The following is a 20,389-nucleotide window of genomic DNA, read 5'->3' on the forward strand; positions in this document are numbered from 1 at the left end:
AAGCATAGGTTATAATATACGCTGATTATTTTAACACATAACTTTATCATTTATAGAAAGAAAGAGTACGAATGAGTAAAATTACAAATTTTAAATTAGACTACGATCAAGACCTAGAGTTTTATCTAAATAAGAACTTTCCTGGTTTTGCGGATTATCGAATCCATAACAAGGCCCTTGATGCTCGTGGCGCTAATCGCGGTAAGAAGCCGATTTATAATTATAAAGTAGAAATTATTTATCCTGGAGAAGAGTTTGCGGCCTACCGTGAACAATTCAATTTTCTCGATAACTTTTCACAGACGCCTGTCATTATTGGTGCAGGGCCAGCGGGGCTTTTTTGTGCTCTTCGCTTAGCTGAATATGGGATAAAGTCAGTTATTATCGAAAGGGGAGATCGTGCTCATAATCGAATGAAGCATATCGCTCGTTTTTGGCGTTATAATGAATTTGATGATGATAATAACGTGTGTTTTGGAGAAGGTGGTGCAGGGCTATTTTCTGATGGGAAGCTAATTACACGTATTAAGTCTCCTTACGTCCAATATGTAATGAATCGTTTTGTTGACTTTGGTGCACCTCCTGAGACGGCCTATGTTTCTAATCCACACTTGGGGTCAAATAAGATTCGTGGCCTAATTAAGAAAATTACTGATCATCTTAAAGATAAGGGCTGTGAGATTCACTACAATGTAAAAGTTGATGAAGTTCTCTTTGAAGAAGATAAGAAAGTTGCAGGTGTAAAGCTTAGTGACGGTAGAATTCTGGAGACTAATAATGTTGTTCTCGCTACAGGTCACTCAGCAAAAGAGATTTACTATCATTTGAAAGATAAAGAAGTTGCGATGGAGGCAAAGGACTTTGCTGTTGGTGTGCGTATTGAGCACCGTCGTTCGCAAGTTGATTTCCTTCAATATGGCCGCTTTGTTCAAGAAGATCTTGGGGCCGCTCGCTACAAACTTACTTATCATAATAAAGAAGTAGATAAAGGAACATATTCTTTTTGTATGTGTCCTGGTGGCTATGTTCTGTCTTCAGGAACAGATGCTGATGGTATTGTTGTAAACGGAATGAGTAACTTTGCTAGAAACTCGCCGTGGTCAAACTCGGCACTTGTTGTCTCTGTTAACGCTGGTAAGGACTTTGGGCTAGATGATGTTTTAAATGGCCACTACTTTCAACGTGATATTGAAAAGAAGGCCTATGAGGCTTCTGTTGCAAATGCGAGTGGAAAAGAAATTCCTTCTCAAAGAGTCCAAGACTTCCTTGATGGGAGAGTATCAAAAGATCTTCCAAAGACTTCTTGTCCTTCTGGAATCTTCTCTCATAATTTAACAACGATCTTGCCTGAATTTATTGCTCAAGGCCTTCGTGAAGGCTTAGAGTCTTTTGATAAGAAGATGAAAGGCTTTGTTAATAACGATGCTCTTCTTCTTGCTCCTGAAACACGCACTTCTGCGCCTGTGACAATAAAAAGAAGTCGTGCAACATTTGAATCAGAATCTCACAAGGGTTTATATCCATGTGGTGAGGGTGCTGGTTACGCTGGTGGAATTACATCTGCGGCCGTCGATGGTGTTAAAGTTGCCATGGCCATGATTCGTAAAGAAAAAAATATCTAAAGAAAATACTCTGCAACTGCAAATAGGCCATTTTGAACTACTAAGAAGTGAACAGAATGATTAGTTGGGTTGTAGAGAATTTTTCTCTGTGATGAATAGCAATCAACTTGTGCATCCCAACTTAATTCAGTTTCAATATCATCCGTAAAATTATACTGCCAAAGTTTATTACTTGCACAGTAATAGTAGTATTCCTTTGAATTGTGGCGTACGTGAGTGAAGCCGTTAGTCGTTCTTGGTAGCATTGTATAGTCAACAATATTTCCATCGCCACCTTTAACCATGACTCGTGCAGAGCTTGTTTGCTTAAACATCCAACCTAGTGTTGAGTCATAGTGTGAATTTACCATTCCACCATAAGTTGGTACGCGAGATGTTGCTAGAGGCGTTCCAGCACTATAGAAACTTCCTCGCTCTGTACTAGGCATCCCTGAAAAATGTGACTGACGATAACTATCATTCATGTCATATAGTTTAATAAATGCATCTGATGTTGTTGTGCCATTATATCGTGACTTGTGAAGCATAAGCTGGCCATTTGCCACTCCAAGAATTTGCTCATTATACCAATCAAATTTAATATCTGTTCCAACTAGGCCATCAGATCCTGCATCAAAATACCAAGTGGCACCACTTCCAATAACGCGAGTATTTGTTAATGTTGTTCTGCTGTAGCGATTAACACCTGAGCCTACATCATCAAAAATATCTCCCGTTGTTCGATCAACTGAAAAGCTGTAAGATCGAGCTGAGTAGCCACCAACAACAGTTTCGATGGTTCCGCCAATTGTGAACTCACGATATGTACCGGAAACATAATCCCCAACAACAATAGTGTTGTCTAGGCCGTTATCTTTACCCCAATCAATTTGCCATGAAGCTGATATACGAGCTGAAAGGGCACTTTCTCCATCTCCCGAAGATGAGAATTGACCGGCCAGAGTAACGATATTACCACTGTCATCTAAAGTTCTAATAAGCCCATGATCATTAAAATAGATCTTTCCTTGTTGGTTCACAAAATAACCTTGAAGGTCAATTGGACATGATGTGGCGGCAGTACCATCTGCACACGGTGTACTTGATGTCGAGTCTGTTCCTAGTACTCTTGAGTACGTATTAGTGACGTGATCATAGAGCATGAGGTTTCGGCCGTGGTTATAATCAAAATAGATTTTTCCATCAAGGCCTGTTTTATAGATAGAACGATATCCTGTATAGATATCATAAGGGGCAATTGCATTATAAGTTGTTGTTGGTGTTCCTGAGGCATAATCTAGTCTTGCCACTCGATAATGAGTATTTCCTGTTACTGGCTTGTGAACTGTCACATGCATGTGTTCAAGTGCTGAGTTTACAGCATTAAATGCAATGGCCATATTTGTAACACTTCTACCTGACCAGCTATAGGTCTCATCAGAATAGATCCCAACGCCGTCGATTTGTATACGATTAACGATATTTTCACTTGCGTCGAAGTGAAACCAATTTCGATCAGTATTACTTGAAGTGCTTCTAAAGTAGAGATCACCATTTGGTAACGGGATAAGTGTACCTAGAAATCGATGAAAGCTTGCAATGTCGATTGCACTTGGTGCAAAACTAGTTCCTGGATTTGAACTTGCTCCTCCTCCGATTAGAGTCGATATTTGCCAAGGGGTCGTATTCATATCAATACGTCTAATACTTCCCTTATCGACAATTAGAAGTCCATTGTTGTAGTCAAGTGTAATGGCACTAGCAAAACCAATAGTCGCATTTTCAATTGGTCCGCCATCTCCACTTGGTGTACCTGTTGTAGGTAATAGCTCTTTAATAATACCTGTGGCAGGGTCAACCCATAATAGGCCTGCATCAAGGTCACGGTAGAAAATATCACCACGGTCAGTTACAGCTGTAGAGAACTGGTCTATTTCGTAAGTTGAGTTTCCATCTTTAAAAATAACTGAACGACCACTTCCACCAACACCTTTTTCTGTACTTCCTGCAATAATTCTAAAGTTAGACTCATTAAGAGGCGCCGAAGTCATAAAGGTTTCACTACCATCGCTATCAAGTGCCACAACTCTAATTTTATAAACAGCATCTGTAGGTGATAGGGCCGTAAGCTTGATACAGCCTGTTTCTTGGGCCGAAATCGTACAACCACTTCCTTGCGCGTTAGCAATATTATCAAGTAGTAGCGCGTATTTTTCTTCTGTCCCATCCATATATGAGTAGTAAATACTAATCGGGTTAGTTGCGAGTCCTTCGTTATCAAGGGCCTTCCATTTGACGTAGACATCGCTATCTTTTGGCGCCTGGAGCTGTGTTAGCGTTGCAGGTGAACTCGGTGTATTTGTATTTGTTGCACTAATATTAAAAATTTCAGGTGGCGTACCCGGCATATAATTAATCGACTCTTTATCAACACCAGCTACCTGAGTATTTGACGAAATATTTCCAGCAGCATCCGCTGCCCATGCATAAACACTATAGCTATTAGTTACAAAACCAATTCTTACATAAATATTATCTGCACTCGTAATTGTTAGGTTTTTTGCTCTTTTTGCCTCTGGTAGAGTTGTAAAGCATTCATCACTAATACTTGCCGGCTGAGTTGTATCATCATATTTAAGACAGATATATGTGATATCTGAAGCGGAATCAGCTGCAGTGAGATCGACTTGTACATTATTATTTCCAGTAGTTGTTGCTCCACCATTTAATGAAATCGATGAAATCGTTGGAGCAGTCCCATCGATAACAAAAGATTTCTGTACAGTCGTGCTATGTCCTGCTGCATCTGTAAAGCTTACTTCAAAGACTGCATTATTGGCCTCGCTACCTAAGGTAATATCAGTGGAGTAGCTTTTTGAAATATTTTCACTTGTTACCGCTGCTACGGCCGTTAGGTTTTGCCAAGAATTTCCATCAAAGAATCTTAGAGTGAAGTCATTTGCACCAGCATCAATATGCTTTTCAGTTAATGTCCATGAAAATGTTTTAGTTGAACTTTGTCCATATGATGTAAAGGTGTCGTGGGCAATTTGTGGCGATGTCGAATCAATCCAGAATGTATTCGATTCTACTGTGTTAGTATTTCCAGCTAGGTCGCTAAGAGAGATTCTTATTTTAGCGTCTTCAATATCTAGGGCAGGTACTGTCCATGCTTGTGTGAAGGTTGTATTTGATAATGGACCGACGCTTGCATTAAGTGTCGAAGTTATATTTACCCAAGCACTACCATTCCAATAGTCGATTGTATGTGTTTGTGCAGCTGAAATATTATCTTCTGTAACATCCCATGAAAGTGTTATTCCATTTGAGCCTGCTTGATTAGCAATTGTCGAAAGCGAAATTGTAGGGGCCACCGTATCATAGTAAACAGAGATGTCTGTTGATGTTGTCGATACGTTGCCATTTGCATCTTTAGACCATGCCTTAAGAGTATGGAGTCCTTGATTTGTATTGGCCAATGTATATGTAATGGCCGAAGCTGCCGTTGAACAAGATTGCCAAGAGCTATCTGCTGGAGCTGGCCTAGTTCCTTCATTAATTAGGACAAAGCTTATATCACTGCATGAGCTAACTGTAAGATTAGTATTCGTAGAATTCGTATAAAGAGCAGAGCTCAGAGCTATAGTAGGTGATGCTGAAGGAGTCTTGTCAGCTACTGTGATTGTGACAGTCGCTGAACTAAGGGCATCTGTTGTTGAGTCATTGGCGATAAATGAGAAAGTATCTGTACCATTATAGTTTACATTAGAAGTATATGTACAAGTTAGATCTGTCCCGTAACTTCCTGTTGTTATACAATTCGTTAGAGTTCCGTTTGTCGGCATCGATGTAATCTTATAAGTTAAGCTATCTCCATCAACATCCGTTGCATTTGATAGTGTAATACTTAGTGGTGTGTTGTCATCAGTTGAAAAACTCTGGTTTGAGGCCATCACAGGTGCATCATTAATAGCAGTTACATCAATTGTTACTGTTGCTGTGTTAGAATCAAGGCCCGCATCACTTGCTTTATATGTAAAACTAGTTTGACCGTTAAAATTTACGCTTGGAGTATAAGTACATGCTCTTGAACTTCCTTCATCGCAGACAAGTGTACCGCTAGCAGTTGTTGAAACTATTGTATAAGTAAGGGCATCGTTTTCAATATCTGTTGCCGCGTTTAAGTCAAAACTAACAGGAGTGTCTTCTGTTGTTAAAACACTTTGTGTGGCGGCCAGTTCTGGGGCATCATTTACTGCGGCAATAGTAATTGTAACAGTTGCCTCTGTTGGAGAGTCTGCTAGCGTGTCATTAGCTCGATATGTAAATGTATCTGTTCCATTAAAGTTTAAATTCGGAGTATAGTCACAAGTAATATCTGTTGTGTAGCTTCCACTTGTAATACAGTTTGAAAGAGTACCATTAGTTGGAGCTGTAATAAGTTTGTATTGAAGTGTTTGTGCTGGTACATCAATATCTGTCGCACTATTTAGCGTGAAACTTACAAGAGTATCTTCATTTGTTGTTTCACTCTGATTACTTCCGATTAGTGGCGCATCGTTTTCTGAAGAAACCGTAATTGTAACGGTCGCGATATTTGAATCAAGGCTTCCATCGTTTACTTTATATGTGAAAGTATCAACGCCATTGAAGTTCGCTGAAGGCATGTACTGACAATCTCTTGAAGTGCCTCCTGTACATGTTAAAACTCCATTTGAAGTTGTGGAAACCACGAGATAAGACAGTGTATCTGCTTCAATATCACTTCCTGTATTTAGAGTGAATGCAAGAAGAGTATCTTCTGCTGTTGTAAGTGTCTGTGTTGAAGAAAGTGTTGGAGCATCATTTACTGCTGTTGTATTTATTGTCACTGTTGCTTGGCCAATTGAATCGTATTGGCCATCATTTACGATATAGGTAAATGTATCTGTTCCGTTATAGTTTGCACTTGGTGTATAAGTACAACTTAAGTCCGAAGTATAAGTACCTGTTGTGAAACAATTTGATAGGGTCCCATTTGAAGGGGGCGTGATTAATTTATAGCTTAACTCAGCACTAGTATTGTCTATATCACTTGAGTCAGTGAGGTTGAAGTTTAAAACTGTGTCCTCTGCCACGCTAAAAGTTTCATTTGCTGCAATTGTTGGCCTATCATTTATATTTGCTACATTAATGTTAACGGTAGCAATATTTGAATCAAGCTCGGAATCATTTGCTTTATATGTAAAGCTATCAATGCCTGTGAAATTAAGATTTGGAGTATATGTACAACTAGTAGTACCAGCACTACAGTTTAGAGACCCATTAGTTGGTTGCGTTTCAATTGAATAAGTTAGCGAGAATGAGTCTGGGTCAACACCTTCCGTTAAACTAAAATCTAAGTTTGAATCTTCTGTTGCACTAATTGTTTGTGGTGTTACCAAGGTAGGAGCGTCATTCACTTGATTAATATCAATTTCATAACTCTTTTCATGAAAAGGGAAGTTTGTATCAACGCGGTCATTAGCACTTTGTTTTTTACCAACTTTAAGTGTGATTGTTGCCTTTGGTAGAGTATTTGATGGAGGAGTGTAGCTCCAAGCATTTCCTGTACCTGTCGATACACCATCAACAAACCATTCGTAGGCAATTTGATAAGTCGAATCCCAGTGATCTGCAAGCGCTGAGTATGAAGCGGAAACACCCTCATCCATAAAAGTTGGCGTTATAATTTGCTTGATTTTTGGCTTCGAGCTTTTTAGGACTTCAAGACTTTCACCATCAGTTAGTTCGTTAAATGTATTTTGTATATCGCTATCACTTTCAATTTGTGTATAGGCATCTTCAAGATTAGTCAGATTCTCATCAAGAGATTTTGATAAGGCCTCTTCAGCTTCTTCTAATTTCTTAGTGAAGTTCGCATCTGTAGAGAAATCAACACTAGTTGCAGGAAGTTGCGCAAGTATTGTTGTAGCTGCTGTAATATTTTGATTCTTATAGAAACTAGTGACAATTTTTTCGAGTTCGATATCACAACCTAGAAGCTTGATCTTGTATCGAGCTGGTGCCGTTAAATCTAAATCAAGATCATTAATATTGAATTCAAATTGTGTCGAAGTTTCAATAGTCTCTAAATCTATTGGATTGTCTTCTAATATTGACATCGTCACTGTATCAAAGACTGCAACTTTTGGATCAGGACAAGTCGTTGCTGCATAGGCACTAAATTGACGAGAAAGGAAGTTTGTATGTGTAATAACACCATTTAATGGTGGCACAAACCCCTGTAGTCTTGGTGTTGGAGGAATGTATGGATCAGATTTAGAAGAAGATGAGGACTTAGAACTTTGGCCTGACGTTGAAGTCGACTCTTCTTGTGATTGTACTGTTGTTTGGTAATAAAAGCTTGAACCCGATGAAGCCGTTGACTCTTGACCAATATTTTTATTGCTACTCAAATCTCTCGTTGGTTCAGGGGGGGAGAAATGAGAAGAGCTTGGGGAGTTAGAACCCGAGTATGCTGGAGTCGCGTCTTCTGTTACGTTTACAGGTCTATCACTAGAATTAAGATCTCCTGTCGAGTGAGTAGAGTCACTAGGGTAATTATTGTTAATATAGGCCGGTGACGTATGATCGTTATCTGCGGACTTGTTAACAGCTGCAGTATTCTTTGGTCTGAAGATTTTCTTTTTTGAGTTTACTGACGTGGAGGCCGGTGTACGTTTGGGATTTTTTTGCTTATTTTCTTCAATAGAATTTGTGTGATTTAGGTCGTTAGAGCTAACTAGACTTTCGTCATTTGAATTTTTATTCGTCAATAGTAAGACCAGCGATAATATGGCGATGGCCGATATTGCCTTAAGTTTCAAACTTGTTCCTATCCTGTTTACGTACCACTTTTATTCTTCAAGTTCTTATCGGAAATATTACATACTTTTTAAGTATTTTTTATAATAACAGAGTATTGAAATAGTAAAGAATTCAGTAGTTTAGGTAGGTATTCTGGCCATTTCCTCTAGGAAATAGCCAAGCTTATATGGCAGTTGGTAACTATTTAAGATAATAACTCAAAAAGTTCTTCAATCTTTTCGTTGAGAACACTCTTTTTTTGATTAAGTCCTGCGATTAATTGGTTCTTTTCATCATCCATATTTGAGTAATCAAAACGAGAAAGTAGTTCGTCAATTTTAGCAATTTGATCTTCAATATCCATGATTTCGGCTTCAATTTTATCAGTATCAACCTTTGGTTTTGTCTCGACTTTCACTTCTTCAACAGCTTGTGGCCTAACTTCTTCCTCGCTTTGCTGCTTCTCAAGACTTTTTTCAATTTCACGCGCCTCAAGGTAAGGACGGACAAATGTGAAACCACTTGAGAACTTAGTGACAGATTGATTTTCAATTAGCCATACACGATTTGTTATATTTTCTAAGAACGATCTATCGTGAGAAATGATAATGACAGTTCCTTGGAACTCGGAGAGCTTTTGTTCTAAGATTTCAATCGACTCAATATCAAGGTCGTTTGTTGGTTCATCAAAGATCCAAATATCTGCCTCATTCTTCAAGTTTAGCGCTAATTGAAGTCGATTAAGCTCACCACCTGAAAAGCTTGAAAGAGGACGATAGAGTTCACCGCGATCAAAGAGGAAGTTTTGAAAATAACTTGCTACATGGATTGAGCGGCCATTTTTGAAATGTATAAAATCTTCACCTTCACCGAGTAGATCATACGGAGATTTTGTTAAATCAAACTCATCTCTCTTTTGCGAAAATAGACAAACTTTTAAGTCATCGGCCCTTTTGATTATTCCACTTGTGTTTGTGAGGCGTTCAGCAACTAATTTCATCAGAGTTGACTTACCAACCCCGTTTTCTCCAAGAACACCAATTTTATCGCCTTTGAATACTGAAAGATTGAGCCCTTCAAATAATGGGGCATGATTTTGAAAACCAAAAGAAACGTCTTTGAATTGGACAAGCTGCTTTGTCTTTCGATTGCTATCATTCATGGCCAGATCAAGCTGACTGCGTGCCTGATCCTTTAATTTTTGAACAGCTTTAGATAGGTCGTTAAAGTTCTCAACACGCTTCTTTGAGCGTGTTCCACGGGCCTTGATCCCTTGGCGCATCCACGCAGTCTCTCTGCGTAGGGAGTTCTTCAACTTTGTTAAAGAGTTAATCCTTAGCTCTTCCTGTGCTGCCGTGAACTCAAGGTATTCAGCGTACGTTCCCTTAAAAGGGGAAACAACTCCAGCATGGATATGAAAAATTTTTGTCGTCACTTTTGAAAGCAAGTATCTATCGTGGGAGATGATTACGTGAGTCTTATTCGACTTCATAATCTCATCTTCAAATTGTTCGATCGTTTCAAAGTCTAAGTGGTTTGTTGGCTCATCCCAAAGAATGAGATTTTCTTTTGCCGTTAATCCAAGACTTAGTTGAATCTTTTTCTGCTCTCCACCTGAAAGGCCTTTTACTTTTGCGTGAAGATTATTAAGGCCAAATGATTTGATATAACTTTCGTAATTATTTTTGAGCTCCCAGTAGTTTTTATGCTCAAGCTCTTCCATGATTTCGTTTTGTCTCTCAAGTCCTTTATCTGTTGATAAGTCTAGAGCAAGTAATTCGTCATTGAGTTTTTTTAGATCACGATATTGAAAATAAAAATATTCAGCAATAGTGATATCGTCATTTGGGATTGTGAAATTTTGGTCGACTTTAAAAACATTAAATTCGAGAGTCGGGCCTTGTGCTTTAGTGGCCTTTTCAAATGTAAATGGGGGTGTTGATGAATCTGGTACTAACTCTTCGTTAATAATTTTTAGTAGCGAAGATTTTCCCATTCCATTTAGCCCAATGAGGCCAATTTTATCACCATGCTCAATATAGAATTGTGCGTTATTAAAAATGACTTTCTGCCCAAAGGCAAGATTGATGTTTTTTACGTTACAAAGGATCGACATAGATCAAATCTAACCTATTTTTAGCCATTTGGCCCAAAAAATTCTCGTCCATTTTCTAGCCGAAATGAAGCCTCTTAGGTATGATAATGCCTTTAATAACACACACTTTCACTTATTTCGGGGTAAATATTATGAGAAATTTATTTAAAATAGCATTGGCCGCTTTTGGCTTACTAAATGCACAAGCAAATTACGAATTATTAGCAAGTAGTGGTGAGTTAAACCTTAATCTTCCAGATCAAACTTTTTGGATTAGTACTTCTCTAAGATTAGAGAACTCTGGGAAGGTTTGTTTTTCTTTAAGTGGTGCAGATAATGGAATTTCTAAATATGGAATTCTTTGTGGAGATCAAAGTGACAATGTAAAGCTTTTTGCTGGAAACGGTGACGAGGCCATTAGTGAGTTCTATCTTTTCAATGATGGAGCGACAGGACAAGATCATGTTGTTTTTGCTCCTAATAATGGTTACGAACACACTGGTATTTACACAATCAACCTTGAAACAGGTAAGCGTTTAGAGCATGAAAACTTTGAAGGGATGTATACTGGTGTTTCAGGTGTGGCCATGAATAGCGAAGACACTTTAATTTACCGTCATTCTTTTGGAACTAGTAAAGCAAAAGTTGTGATCAAGAACCTTGATGGCCAAAAAGATGTTTTCACTAGCTTTACAAAAGAGATGGGTTATATCTTCTCTCCTGTAACGGCAGGGAATTATGTACTAACAAAAGTTAGAATGGGGAAGTCTACTGCTGAATCCCAACCGGATCGTCTCTACCTTTACAATATTAAAAAAGGTAGTCGTCAAATCGTTATGCAAGATAGCGATGGACAACCGTCATCAAAAATTAAAGCAATTCAAAATCAATACACTGTAAACAAGAAGGGTGATATTGCAGTTTGGGCGCAAACAAATGAAGGAGTAAAACTCTTTGCTTCGACAAATGGAATTATTAAACCAATTCTTTCATTAGGTGAGACGATTTCTAAATTTGATGGCTTCGCTCCAGCTATGAATGATAAGGGTGACATTATTATCCGCGGATATGATAAAACAGGTGTTGCTGCAATCTTTACATATACAAACGGACAGTGGTCAAAACTAATTGGTGAAGGTGATGCACTTTCTATTAATGGTGTTGATTACGAGGTTGTTGATGCAACGACATCTCCATTTGTTCACGCTCCACGTATCAATGACAATGGTACAGTTGCATTTATTGTTTATGTAATTAATCCAAAAACTCAAAAATTATCAACAATGGTATTAAAGAAAAAGTTATAAGAAAATGGCATTACTGAAAAAGAAAGATCCGATTACTAAATTTTATGACGTCATCATCGTAGGCTCAGGGCTTGCTGGTATGACGGCAGCTAATAAACTGGCCAAAGATGGAAGAAGTGTACTTCTGCTTGAGGCCCATAATAAATTAGGTGGCTTTGCTACTTGGTTTAGACGTCCAACAAATGAAGGTGAAAGACATATTTTTGACATCTCTCTTCACGGCTTTCCTGTTGGGATGATTAAGACTTGTCGTCGATACTGGTCAAAAGATATTGCTGACTGTATTGAGCGTGTGGACAAAATTCGATTTATCAATCCACAATTTGAAATTGATACTGATTTTACGAAAGAAGATTATATCAATATTATGGTCGAGAAATTTAAACTTGATCGTGAATATGTTGTGGGTTTCTTCAACGAACTTCGTGCAATGAACTTTTACGATGATGAGGCCATGACAAATGGCCAATTATTCGAAAAATACTTTTCTGGCAGAAATGATGTAGTTCGCTTCCTACTTGAGCCTATTGCTTACGCTAATGGTTCAACACTTGAAGATGAGGCCATCACATTTGGAATTGTTTTTTCTAATTTCATGAATAAAGGTGCTTATATCTTTAGAGGTGGAACGGATAAGCTTATTGGGATGATGAAAGATGAACTTCTTGCCAACGGAGTTGATATCAAACTTCATGCAAAAGTAGATGAAATCTTAGTTGAAGATAATGTGGCAAAAGGTGTACGTATTGGAGAAGAAAAGGTTTTATCAAAGTCAGTACTTTCTAACTCTGCCCTTTATAATACAATCTTTAAGATGACTCCAAATGCGAATTATTCTGAAAAATTTGCTAAAGAAGCAAAGGCCGTAAGAGTTAACTCATCTTCATGTCAGGTCTTTATGGGGCTCAAAGAAGGAGAGTCGATTCCAAATATTGGCGAGCTGATCTTTTACTCAAGCTCTGATAAATTTGATACAGACCTACTTCTTTCACCTAAGGCGTACTCACAAACTTTTTCTATCTACTATCCAGATATGAGAAAGCATATGAAACAAAAATATGCTGTCGTTTCGAGTATCAATGCTCGCTATGAGGATTGGATGCACTTAAGTGATGAAGAGTATAAAGAGCGCAAAGAATATCTTGCGCAGAATGCTCTTGATACAATGGAAAAGCTCGTTCCTGGCTTTAAGGACAAGGTTGAGCATGTAAATGTATCCTCTCCTCGTACCGTTGAGAAGTATACTCACCATCACTTTGGATCTTCATTTGGAACAAAGTTTGAAGGACTCGCTGTTTCTAAAGAACTTCCAAATGAAATAAAGGGCCTTTTTCATGCAGGCTCTGTTGGAATTATTATGTCTGGCTGGCTTGGGGCCGCAAACTACGGTGTAATCGTAGGGCATGACTTAAATACTTACTTAGATAAATCTAGCGAAAATTAAAAAATAAAAGGAATGAATATGTTTGATTTTAAAGATCAGGTTGCAATTGTTACTGGTGGAACTCGTGGAATTGGCCGTGGAATCACTGAAGCTTTCTTAAAAAGTGGAGCTCGAGTTATCGCTACTTATGCTGGTAACCACGACGCTGCTAATGCATTTAAAGCAGAGTTAGGTGAGTTAGGCGAAAATCTGTTTCTTGAGGCCTTTGATGTTTCAAATGCGACAGAAGTTGAAGCTTTTTGGAATCGTATGAATGAGCAATTCGAGCAAATTCATATTCTTGTAAATAACTCAGGTATAAGACTTGATAACCTTTCTCCAATCATGCCAGATGAAGACTGGGCACGTGTTCTTGATATTAACTTAACTGGTACATTTTTAATGACAAAAAGAGCAGTGAATCACTTTCTTTCAAAGAGATATGGCCGAATCGTTAATATGAGCTCTGTTGGTGGAAGTCTTGGTCTACCAGGTCAAGCTAATTACGCTGCTTCTAAAGCAGGTCAAATTGCCATGAGTAAATCAATTTCTAAGGAAGTTGGTAAGAAAGGGATTACGATTAATAACGTATGTCCTGGCTTTATTGAAACTGAGCTGATTGCAGATCTTCCTGCTGAGCAGGTTAAAGAATACAAGAAGCAAGTTCCTCTAAAAAGATTTGGAAAGGTTTCTGAAGTTGCACATGCAGTACAATTTCTAGCATCTAAAGAAGCTGCATATATTACAGGTGCATCACTTGAAGTAACTGGTGGGCTGTAATGAGTGAACTTAATGTAAAAGATCTAATCCCTCAAAGAGAGCCTTTTCTATTTGTTGATAAAATCATTGAAAGGGAAGGTAATAAGATTGTGACGACTTATCAAGTAACCGGAGAAGAAGACTTCTTTAAGGGGCACTTTCCAGGAAATCCAATTATGCCAGGTGTTCTTTTGCAGGAAGCACTATTTCAATCGGGGGCATGTCTAATGGCCGCAGGAGCTGATGGTGGACTTGGTGTCGTTGCAAAAGTATCAAATGCAAAATTCAAAAATATGGTTCGACCTGGTGATGAGTTAGTGATGGAAGTTGAACTTACTGAACAAATCTCAAACGCATTCTATTTTAAGGGAAGAACGAAGGTTGCAGGTAAGAGCGTTCTTTCAATCGAATTTACATGTGCAAAAGTATAAAGGTATAAAGTGAGTTTTTTAAATTTTGAAAATAAATTATTTCTAATCACTGGTGTTGCAAATAAGAAAAGTGTTGCCTATTTCAGTGCAAAAACAATCATCGAAAATGGTGGAAAGTGTGTGTTCACTGTTCAAAGTGAGGATCATCAAGCAAAGCTTTCAAAACTTTTTCCAGAATCGAAAAGCTACCTTGTTGATGTAACTAAAGAAGATCAAATTAAGGCGCTCGCACTTGATCTTAAAAAAGATGAAGTAAAGCTAGATGGAATGCTACATTCAATTGCATTTGCGAACCTAGCAGACCCTAAGCCTTTTCATGAGACTTCTTGGGAAGACTTTGCTCAAGCGACGCAAATATCTTCATTTTCACTGGTTCAATTATCAAATGAATTGTCAGCTCTTTTTGAGCAAGATGCTTCTGTTGTGACTATTTCAATTTCGGACACAAAGGCCACATCATATGGTTATATGGGACCTATTAAGTCAATGCTTGAGACGACTTGTTCTTACTTGGCGAAAAGCTTTAGTGAGTTTTCACGTGTGCGTTTTAATAGTGTTTGTTCAGGACCTTTAAAGACTTCAGCGTCCGCTGGGATTCCTGGTTATATTGATAATTATATCTTTGCTGAAAAGCTTACGATGAGAAAGGAAGCTCTCAAAACACAAGAAGTGGCCAATACGGTAGCGTTCTTATTATCTAGTGCTTCAAGCGGTGTTAACGCTGCAGGTATTTTAGTCGACTGTGGAATGCGTTCCAACCACTTTGATCAATCGGTCGTTTCCGGTAAATAAGTCCATACAATCCATTTAATTATTTTAAGCTATAATAGGGGAATGAAGTTTCTATTCCCCATTTTTTTTTCAATAAGTCTCTTTGCAAATCCTACATACAACTCATATTGTAAAAAAGTCAGTTTTGACAAAGATGAATCTATTTATAATGAAATTGCAAAGCTTAAAGTCGATCTGGCCAACTCTAGGCCAATTGCCGCTGTTGCTGATGAGGCGCTGGGAAGTTTAATTGCTAAAAAAAGCCCTGTTGTAACGAGTTGGATTAAGCGTAGAAAGCTTGATATTAACGACCCTGTCAATGTCGCAAAACAATGGCGTCTCTACTATATCGAAAATATCGTTCTTTCTTCTGGCACATTCAAAGATCGCCCGAAAGTTATTCAGGATTTACTTGATAAAGAACTTTCAGCTGTATTCACTAATTTATACACGAAGAAAAAAATTGCCCTCCTTGAAGATAGTTTTAAGCGCGCTAAAAAGAGTGCTCTTTCTGTTTTAAAAATTCAACTTGGTAAATCTAAGGCGCTTAAAGAAATTGAAGAGAAGGTGAAGACAATTAAAATCTTTGTACCAAAGAAGGTCTCTGGTACTAAGGTCGCGCAAGCTCCCCGCGATTTCTTAGAGTGGGGTTTTTCCTATGATCCAAAAACTAATGAAATTAATATCGGACTTGAAGGTTTAAATTTTGCTTTTGCTAAGTATCGTGCAACTTTAGTAAGTCTAATGGCCCACGAAATCGCCCACTCATTTGATAGTTGTCGTTACTCTGGTTTTTATAAGAGTAAGAATCCTTTTGAATCTATTCAAAAATGTTTAAGAAATTCAACAAGTGCTGGTGCCAAGTATAGAGATGATTCACAACTTAATTTCTTAGTTCAAAATAAAGTATTAACTAAAGAAGTTAGTGACAACCTCTTAGCAAACCCAACATGTAATCGTTCTCTCTATCCACTTCCAGGAAAACAACGAGATCAACTAGATGAGGTTTTTGCAGACTGGTTTAGTGCTGAAGTTGTGGCCCATAGTGGTATTGATGTCGATAACTTAAGGAGTGAACTTTGCCTAGACAAAGAGTTAAGAAAGGGCTCATCTTACATATCTAATAAGAGAAGATTGACTTCACTTTATTTAACTCAGCCAACGATCGCTAAGAAGTTAAAAATATCTGAAAATGAATATAGGTACTGTTCACACTAAGGTTTTTGAAGATACTTTTCAAAGACTTGTATACGCTGCAGGATCTTATTTGATAAATCTAGAAGTGATTGATCGATATTTTGCTGTAGGTTTCTAAAATCGGCCTGCATCTTCTTCACATCATCAGCATGTTTTAGTTCCAGTTTATTTAAGCGATCTTCGATAACCTTGAGGCCGTCCATATTAGTTTCTTTATTCTTAAGTTCTTCAAGCTGTGCCTTAAGAGACTTAAGCTCCTTGCCCATTTTGTCATCCATACCTGTTTCGACGCGACTTATTTCTTCTCTGATTTTTTTGACGTAATTTTCAAGTGCATCAATCCTAAATATTTTTGCGTTACCTGGTCCTGAGTCAAACTCTGCAAGCTCGGCGTAGACAGGTGACGTGACAGAAAATATTAACAATAAAAGAATATGAAATTTCATTTTTAAATCATATAATATTTTGCAATGACTATGCACTATAAAATTTGGTTGAATTACTTACGCCGCAAAAAATCAGCTTACTTTCTAGGAATTATCTCAATAGTAGTTTGTAATATTTGTCAGGTATTTTACTCACGGGCCATGGGGGATGTCGTTGACTTCTTTACGAATAAAACCATGCCTTCTTGGACAATTGATTATTTTATTACCGGCGATGATTTAAGGCATAAATTCTTCTATATATTCTCAGTTGTTTTACTTTCTAGGGTTATGCTCTACTTTGGCCGTGTTGGTTGGCGTATCTTCTTAGGAAGACAAACACATCATGCTGGTGGTTTCTTAAAAGACGACATTTGGCAAAATGCCCAATATTTTTCTATGGACACACTAGTTAATAAATATCCTAAGGGAATTCTTATGAGTGCTGCCAATAGTGATGTTGGACAGGCCCGCTTTGTTTTTGGCTTCACGCTTGTGGGTGCTGCAGATGTACTCTTTTTAGGTTTATTTACTGTTATTTCTCTCTTTATGATCAATATACAGATCACTATAATATCTGTATTAGCTCTATTAATCGTTCCAATTCTTGTTCGCTATATTTCAACAATTGAAATGGAACGCTACGATGTGGCACAGGATTATCTGTCTTATTTTAATGATGAAACTTCAAAGGCCATCTCAACAGTCAGGCTACAGAAATTAGGAAATACAGCATTCTTTTGGTACAAGCGTTTGTTCGCTGGTGCTCAGAAGTATCGTAAAATGCGACTAGAGGCAAATAACACTTCGATGCTCTATATTCCTTCTTCTGGACTTGCATCATTTGCAACCTATATCATTCTATTTACTTACGGTTTTAGTATACTAATGAAGGGTGAGATAACAGTTGGGGAGTTTGTTGCTATCCAAGGTCTTGTTCTCCTTTTACAAGATCCACTTATGGAACTTGGTTATATTATTTCAGATTGGAGAAAGTCTTTTACATCTCTAAGACGTCTTGCTGAAATCTATACTCATTTAAAAGAAGAGTACTTACTCGATAAGAAAGTTGACCATGAACTAACTGGTGATACCGTTTTTAATCTTAAGGACTTGAGTTTTAAGTATGATGAAGGAAATGATATTCTTTCAAATATCAACCTTGAAGTGAAACGTGGTATGCGTATCGGTATTATCGGTCAGATTGGTACTGGAAAAACGACGCTTTTAAATATCCTAAGTGGACTTGAACGAGATATTAGAGGGGAAGTGACTTTCTTCGGCCGTCCTTTTAAGGAGTATGGCCACAAATTCTTAAGATCTCATATTACCATGGTTCATCAAAAATCATTTCTCTTTGCTGACTCTATTCGTAACAATATTCTGATGGATCGAGAGTATGAAGATGAAGTTCTGTGGCAAGTTTTAGAGATTGCAGGTCTTAAAAGTGATATTGAAGGTTTTGATGATGGCCTTGATACACAACTTGGAGAGTGGGGTGTAAACCTCTCTGGTGGTCAAAAACAGAGACTAACTCTTGCTCGAGCTCTTGTGAGAAGGCCAGAGATTTTACTCTTAGATGACTGTTTATCAGCAGTCGATACTGTCACTGAAGAAACTATTTTATCAAATATTAATAAATACCTGCCAGAGTCAACTCTTGTTTGGGTTGCTCACAGACAATCAACGCTAAAGTATTGCGAGAAGGTAATTAATTTAGATCGTATCGAAGCAGGGGCCAAGTAATGAGTGATGCAAAACAATTCTTAGCACAAGATGATCAAGATGAATCAAAGCACAAAGAACAAGGACATTCGGCCTTAAAGACAACGGCCTTTTTGTTTAAGTTTGCTAAAGGGCATCGTCTAAAAATTTTAGTGTCGATTCTCATGCTTATTACATTCACTGTTTTTTCAATGCTATCTGGTCATGCTCTTGGGGTATTAGTTGGTGAAGGGCTTGCGAAGTCAAATTGGGAACTTGCCAAGAAATGGGCCTTCTATGTTTTAGCTCTTGAGCTAGGAGGTGTTCTTATTCACTACGTGGGCCGCCGTTATTTAATTGTGCAAACAAGTTTTGTGATCTTAAAGATTAGAGATCGTCTTTTTCAAAAACTATCTCACTTACCACTTAAATTCTTTGACTCATGGCCTCAGGGACGTATTGTTACGAGAATGACTCATGATGTGGAAGGGATCGAGAAGTTTTTTACAAGCTCTCTTGGTCGCCTGGCCATCTCTGTTCTTATGATTATTTCATCAGCAACAGCAATGCTCATTACTGATTTTAAAATTGGTCTAATGGTTATCTCTGGGATGATCCCAGCAGTTATCTTTCTAATTGTTACTCGCGATAAGATTGGGTCTCTTAATAGGGCCATTAGTAAGTATTCATCAAATATTAACTCAAAGCTTTCCGAATATATTGATGGAATTCATGTTATCCGCTCTTTCGGCGTTGAGGATTGGTCTTATGATAATTTCAAATCAGCGGTTAATGAACAACAGGTTGTCCAATTAAGTGCAAATTCATACTACGCCCTGACTATGCCAATGTTGTCTTTTCTATGTGGACTTCCTCTTCTAATTTTAGTTTGGTTTGGTGGGAATGCTTACTTAGATGGCACGCTTACTCTTGCTCTTTTTATTGCTCTTATGCGCTATTGTGAGAGGTTCTTCTGGCCAGTGCTTTCTCTTTTTAGAGAGATGGCCAATATCATTACGGCCTTTACAAGTGTGAATCGAGTTGCAAACTTTATTGAAGTTGAAACAGAAAGAGAAGTCTTTGATCAGCATGATAATAGACATCACAAGATTAATGGGGAAATTGAGTTTAAAAACGTTATCATGGGCTATAATGAAATCAGTACGGCCTTAAATGATATTTCATTTAAAATTCACAAGGGTGAAAAGATTGGGATTGTCGGCCCAACTGGTTCTGGAAAGACTACTGCTGTTGCTGTTCTATCTCGTCTTTATGATTACCAAAGAGGTGAGGTTCTAATTGATGGTCAAAACCTCAAGGATTTAGATATTGATCACTATCGTGATCAGATTGGAATTGTTTCACAAGATGTTATTATCTTTGATGGAACTCTTAGAGAAAATCTCTCTGTAAATCCTGATCTCACAGATAAAGATATCCTTTCAATTTGTGATAAGACTGGAATGAGTAAGGTAATGAGTTACTCAAAGCTAACCTTAGATAGTGTCTTAAAAGATGGTGGATCAAATCTTTCTGCAGGTGAGAAGCAAGTCATTTCTCTTACGCGTGTTTGTTTACAAAATCCTAATATTCTCATCTTAGATGAGGCCACGGCACATGTTGATCCATATTTTGAAAAGATTCTTCATGATGGGATTCATAATGTGATGGAAGGTAAGACATCGTTTTTTATTGCCCACAGGCTCGATACAATTAAAGAATGTGATAGGATTCTTGTTTTCAAAGATGGAAGACTTGCAGAATTCGATACTCCAGACAATCTAATGCTTCAAAAGGGGATTTTTTATAACCTAACACAAGCGACTAATTCTAATAATGGCCTCTAAT

Annotated in this window: 12 protein-coding genes; 9 read left to right on the forward strand and 3 right to left on the reverse strand. The window is 37.8% G+C overall.

Going from position 1 to position 20,389, the window contains the following annotated elements; genetic code table 11:
• Positions 1–71 precede the first annotated feature (71 nt).
• Complete coding sequence (locus ACRXC1_RS06560) at positions 72–1,622, forward strand: NAD(P)/FAD-dependent oxidoreductase (protein WP_392907938.1); 1,551 nt, start codon at positions 72–74, stop codon at positions 1,620–1,622.
• On the opposite strand, the gene ACRXC1_RS06565 is transcribed toward ACRXC1_RS06560, so the two are convergent.
• Positions 1,619–8,398, reverse strand: coding sequence for a tandem-95 repeat protein (locus tag ACRXC1_RS06565; protein WP_433657445.1), 6,780 nt, complete (start codon positions 8,396–8,398; stop codon positions 1,619–1,621). The genes ACRXC1_RS06560 and ACRXC1_RS06565 overlap by 4 nt on opposite strands.
• 236 nt (positions 8,399–8,634) lie before the next feature.
• Positions 8,635–10,545 carry an ABC-F family ATP-binding cassette domain-containing protein gene (locus ACRXC1_RS06570; protein WP_433657447.1) on the reverse strand — a complete coding sequence of 637 codons (1,911 nt, stop codon included), beginning with the start codon at positions 10,543–10,545 and terminating at the stop codon, positions 8,635–8,637.
• A gap of 131 nt (positions 10,546–10,676) precedes the next feature.
• On the opposite strand from ACRXC1_RS06570, the gene ACRXC1_RS06575 reads away from it, so the two are divergent.
• Genes ACRXC1_RS06575 through ACRXC1_RS06600 form a run of 6 tightly spaced genes read left to right on the forward strand, consistent with a single transcriptional unit; the run spans position 10,677 to position 16,433 of the window.
• Positions 10,677–11,831, forward strand: a complete 1,155-nt coding sequence (locus ACRXC1_RS06575) for a DUF7453 family protein (protein ID WP_433657449.1) — start codon at positions 10,677–10,679, stop codon at positions 11,829–11,831.
• 4 nt (positions 11,832–11,835) lie between these two features.
• Entirely contained in the window at positions 11,836–13,275 is a 1,440-nt protein-coding gene (locus tag ACRXC1_RS06580; RefSeq protein ID WP_433657451.1) for a phytoene desaturase family protein, read from the forward strand.
• 18 nt (positions 13,276–13,293) lie between these two features.
• Positions 13,294–14,034 carry an SDR family oxidoreductase gene (locus ACRXC1_RS06585; protein ID WP_392907950.1) on the forward strand — a complete coding sequence of 247 codons (741 nt, stop codon included), beginning with the start codon at positions 13,294–13,296 and terminating at the stop codon, positions 14,032–14,034.
• Complete coding sequence (gene fabZ, locus ACRXC1_RS06590) at positions 14,034–14,444, forward strand: 3-hydroxyacyl-ACP dehydratase FabZ (RefSeq protein WP_392907953.1); 411 nt, start codon at positions 14,034–14,036, stop codon at positions 14,442–14,444. The genes ACRXC1_RS06585 and fabZ overlap by 1 nt, the downstream gene beginning before the upstream one ends.
• Positions 14,445–14,453: 9 nt before the next feature.
• Positions 14,454–15,236, forward strand: coding sequence for an enoyl-ACP reductase FabI (locus ACRXC1_RS06595; protein WP_433657453.1), 783 nt, complete (start codon positions 14,454–14,456; stop codon positions 15,234–15,236).
• Positions 15,237–15,278: 42 nt separating this feature from the next.
• Positions 15,279–16,433, forward strand: coding sequence for a hypothetical protein (locus ACRXC1_RS06600; RefSeq protein WP_433657455.1), 1,155 nt, complete (start codon positions 15,279–15,281; stop codon positions 16,431–16,433).
• Here the strand turns inward: ACRXC1_RS06600 and ACRXC1_RS06605 are convergent.
• On the reverse strand, positions 16,430–16,858 hold the full coding sequence (locus ACRXC1_RS06605; RefSeq protein WP_433657457.1) for a hypothetical protein: 429 nt from the start codon (positions 16,856–16,858) through the stop codon (positions 16,430–16,432). The two genes, ACRXC1_RS06600 and ACRXC1_RS06605, sit on opposite strands and share 4 nt — an antisense overlap.
• Positions 16,859–16,888: 30 nt before the next feature.
• On the opposite strand from ACRXC1_RS06605, the gene ACRXC1_RS06610 reads away from it, so the two are divergent.
• Together ACRXC1_RS06610 and ACRXC1_RS06615 are read left to right on the forward strand one after the other, a co-directional pair.
• On the forward strand, positions 16,889–18,583 hold the full coding sequence (locus ACRXC1_RS06610) for an ABC transporter ATP-binding protein (RefSeq protein WP_433657459.1): 1,695 nt from the start codon (positions 16,889–16,891) through the stop codon (positions 18,581–18,583).
• Positions 18,583–20,388 (forward strand): ABC transporter ATP-binding protein, encoded by a 1,806-nt coding sequence (locus ACRXC1_RS06615; protein WP_433657461.1) that lies wholly within the window; start codon positions 18,583–18,585, stop codon positions 20,386–20,388. Before ACRXC1_RS06610 ends, ACRXC1_RS06615 begins: the two co-directional genes overlap by 1 nt.
• Position 20,389: the final 1 nt, after the last annotated feature.

Source organism: Halobacteriovorax sp. GFR8, from assembly GCF_050955245.1.
Classification (GTDB): domain Bacteria; phylum Bdellovibrionota; class Bacteriovoracia; order Bacteriovoracales; family Bacteriovoracaceae; genus Halobacteriovorax_A.

Bases quoted from the DNA above. Each gene is read 5' to 3' on its own strand.
- ACRXC1_RS06580 (WP_433657451.1), top strand. From the start codon at position 11,836: ATGGCATTACTGAAAAAGAAAGATCCGATTACTAAATTTTATGACGTC.
- ACRXC1_RS06605 (WP_433657457.1), bottom strand. From the start codon at position 16,858: ATGAAATTTCATATTCTTTTATTGTTAATATTTTCTGTCACGTCACCT.
- ACRXC1_RS06575 (WP_433657449.1), top strand. From the start codon at position 10,677: ATGAGAAATTTATTTAAAATAGCATTGGCCGCTTTTGGCTTACTAAAT.
- ACRXC1_RS06570 (WP_433657447.1), bottom strand. From the start codon at position 10,545: ATGTCGATCCTTTGTAACGTAAAAAACATCAATCTTGCCTTTGGGCAG.
- ACRXC1_RS06610 (WP_433657459.1), top strand. From the start codon at position 16,889: ATGCACTATAAAATTTGGTTGAATTACTTACGCCGCAAAAAATCAGCT.
- ACRXC1_RS06615 (WP_433657461.1), top strand. From the start codon at position 18,583: ATGAGTGATGCAAAACAATTCTTAGCACAAGATGATCAAGATGAATCA.
- ACRXC1_RS06585 (WP_392907950.1), top strand. From the start codon at position 13,294: ATGTTTGATTTTAAAGATCAGGTTGCAATTGTTACTGGTGGAACTCGT.
- ACRXC1_RS06600 (WP_433657455.1), top strand. From the start codon at position 15,279: ATGAAGTTTCTATTCCCCATTTTTTTTTCAATAAGTCTCTTTGCAAAT.
- fabZ (WP_392907953.1), top strand. From the start codon at position 14,034: ATGAGTGAACTTAATGTAAAAGATCTAATCCCTCAAAGAGAGCCTTTT.
- ACRXC1_RS06560 (WP_392907938.1), top strand. From the start codon at position 72: ATGAGTAAAATTACAAATTTTAAATTAGACTACGATCAAGACCTAGAG.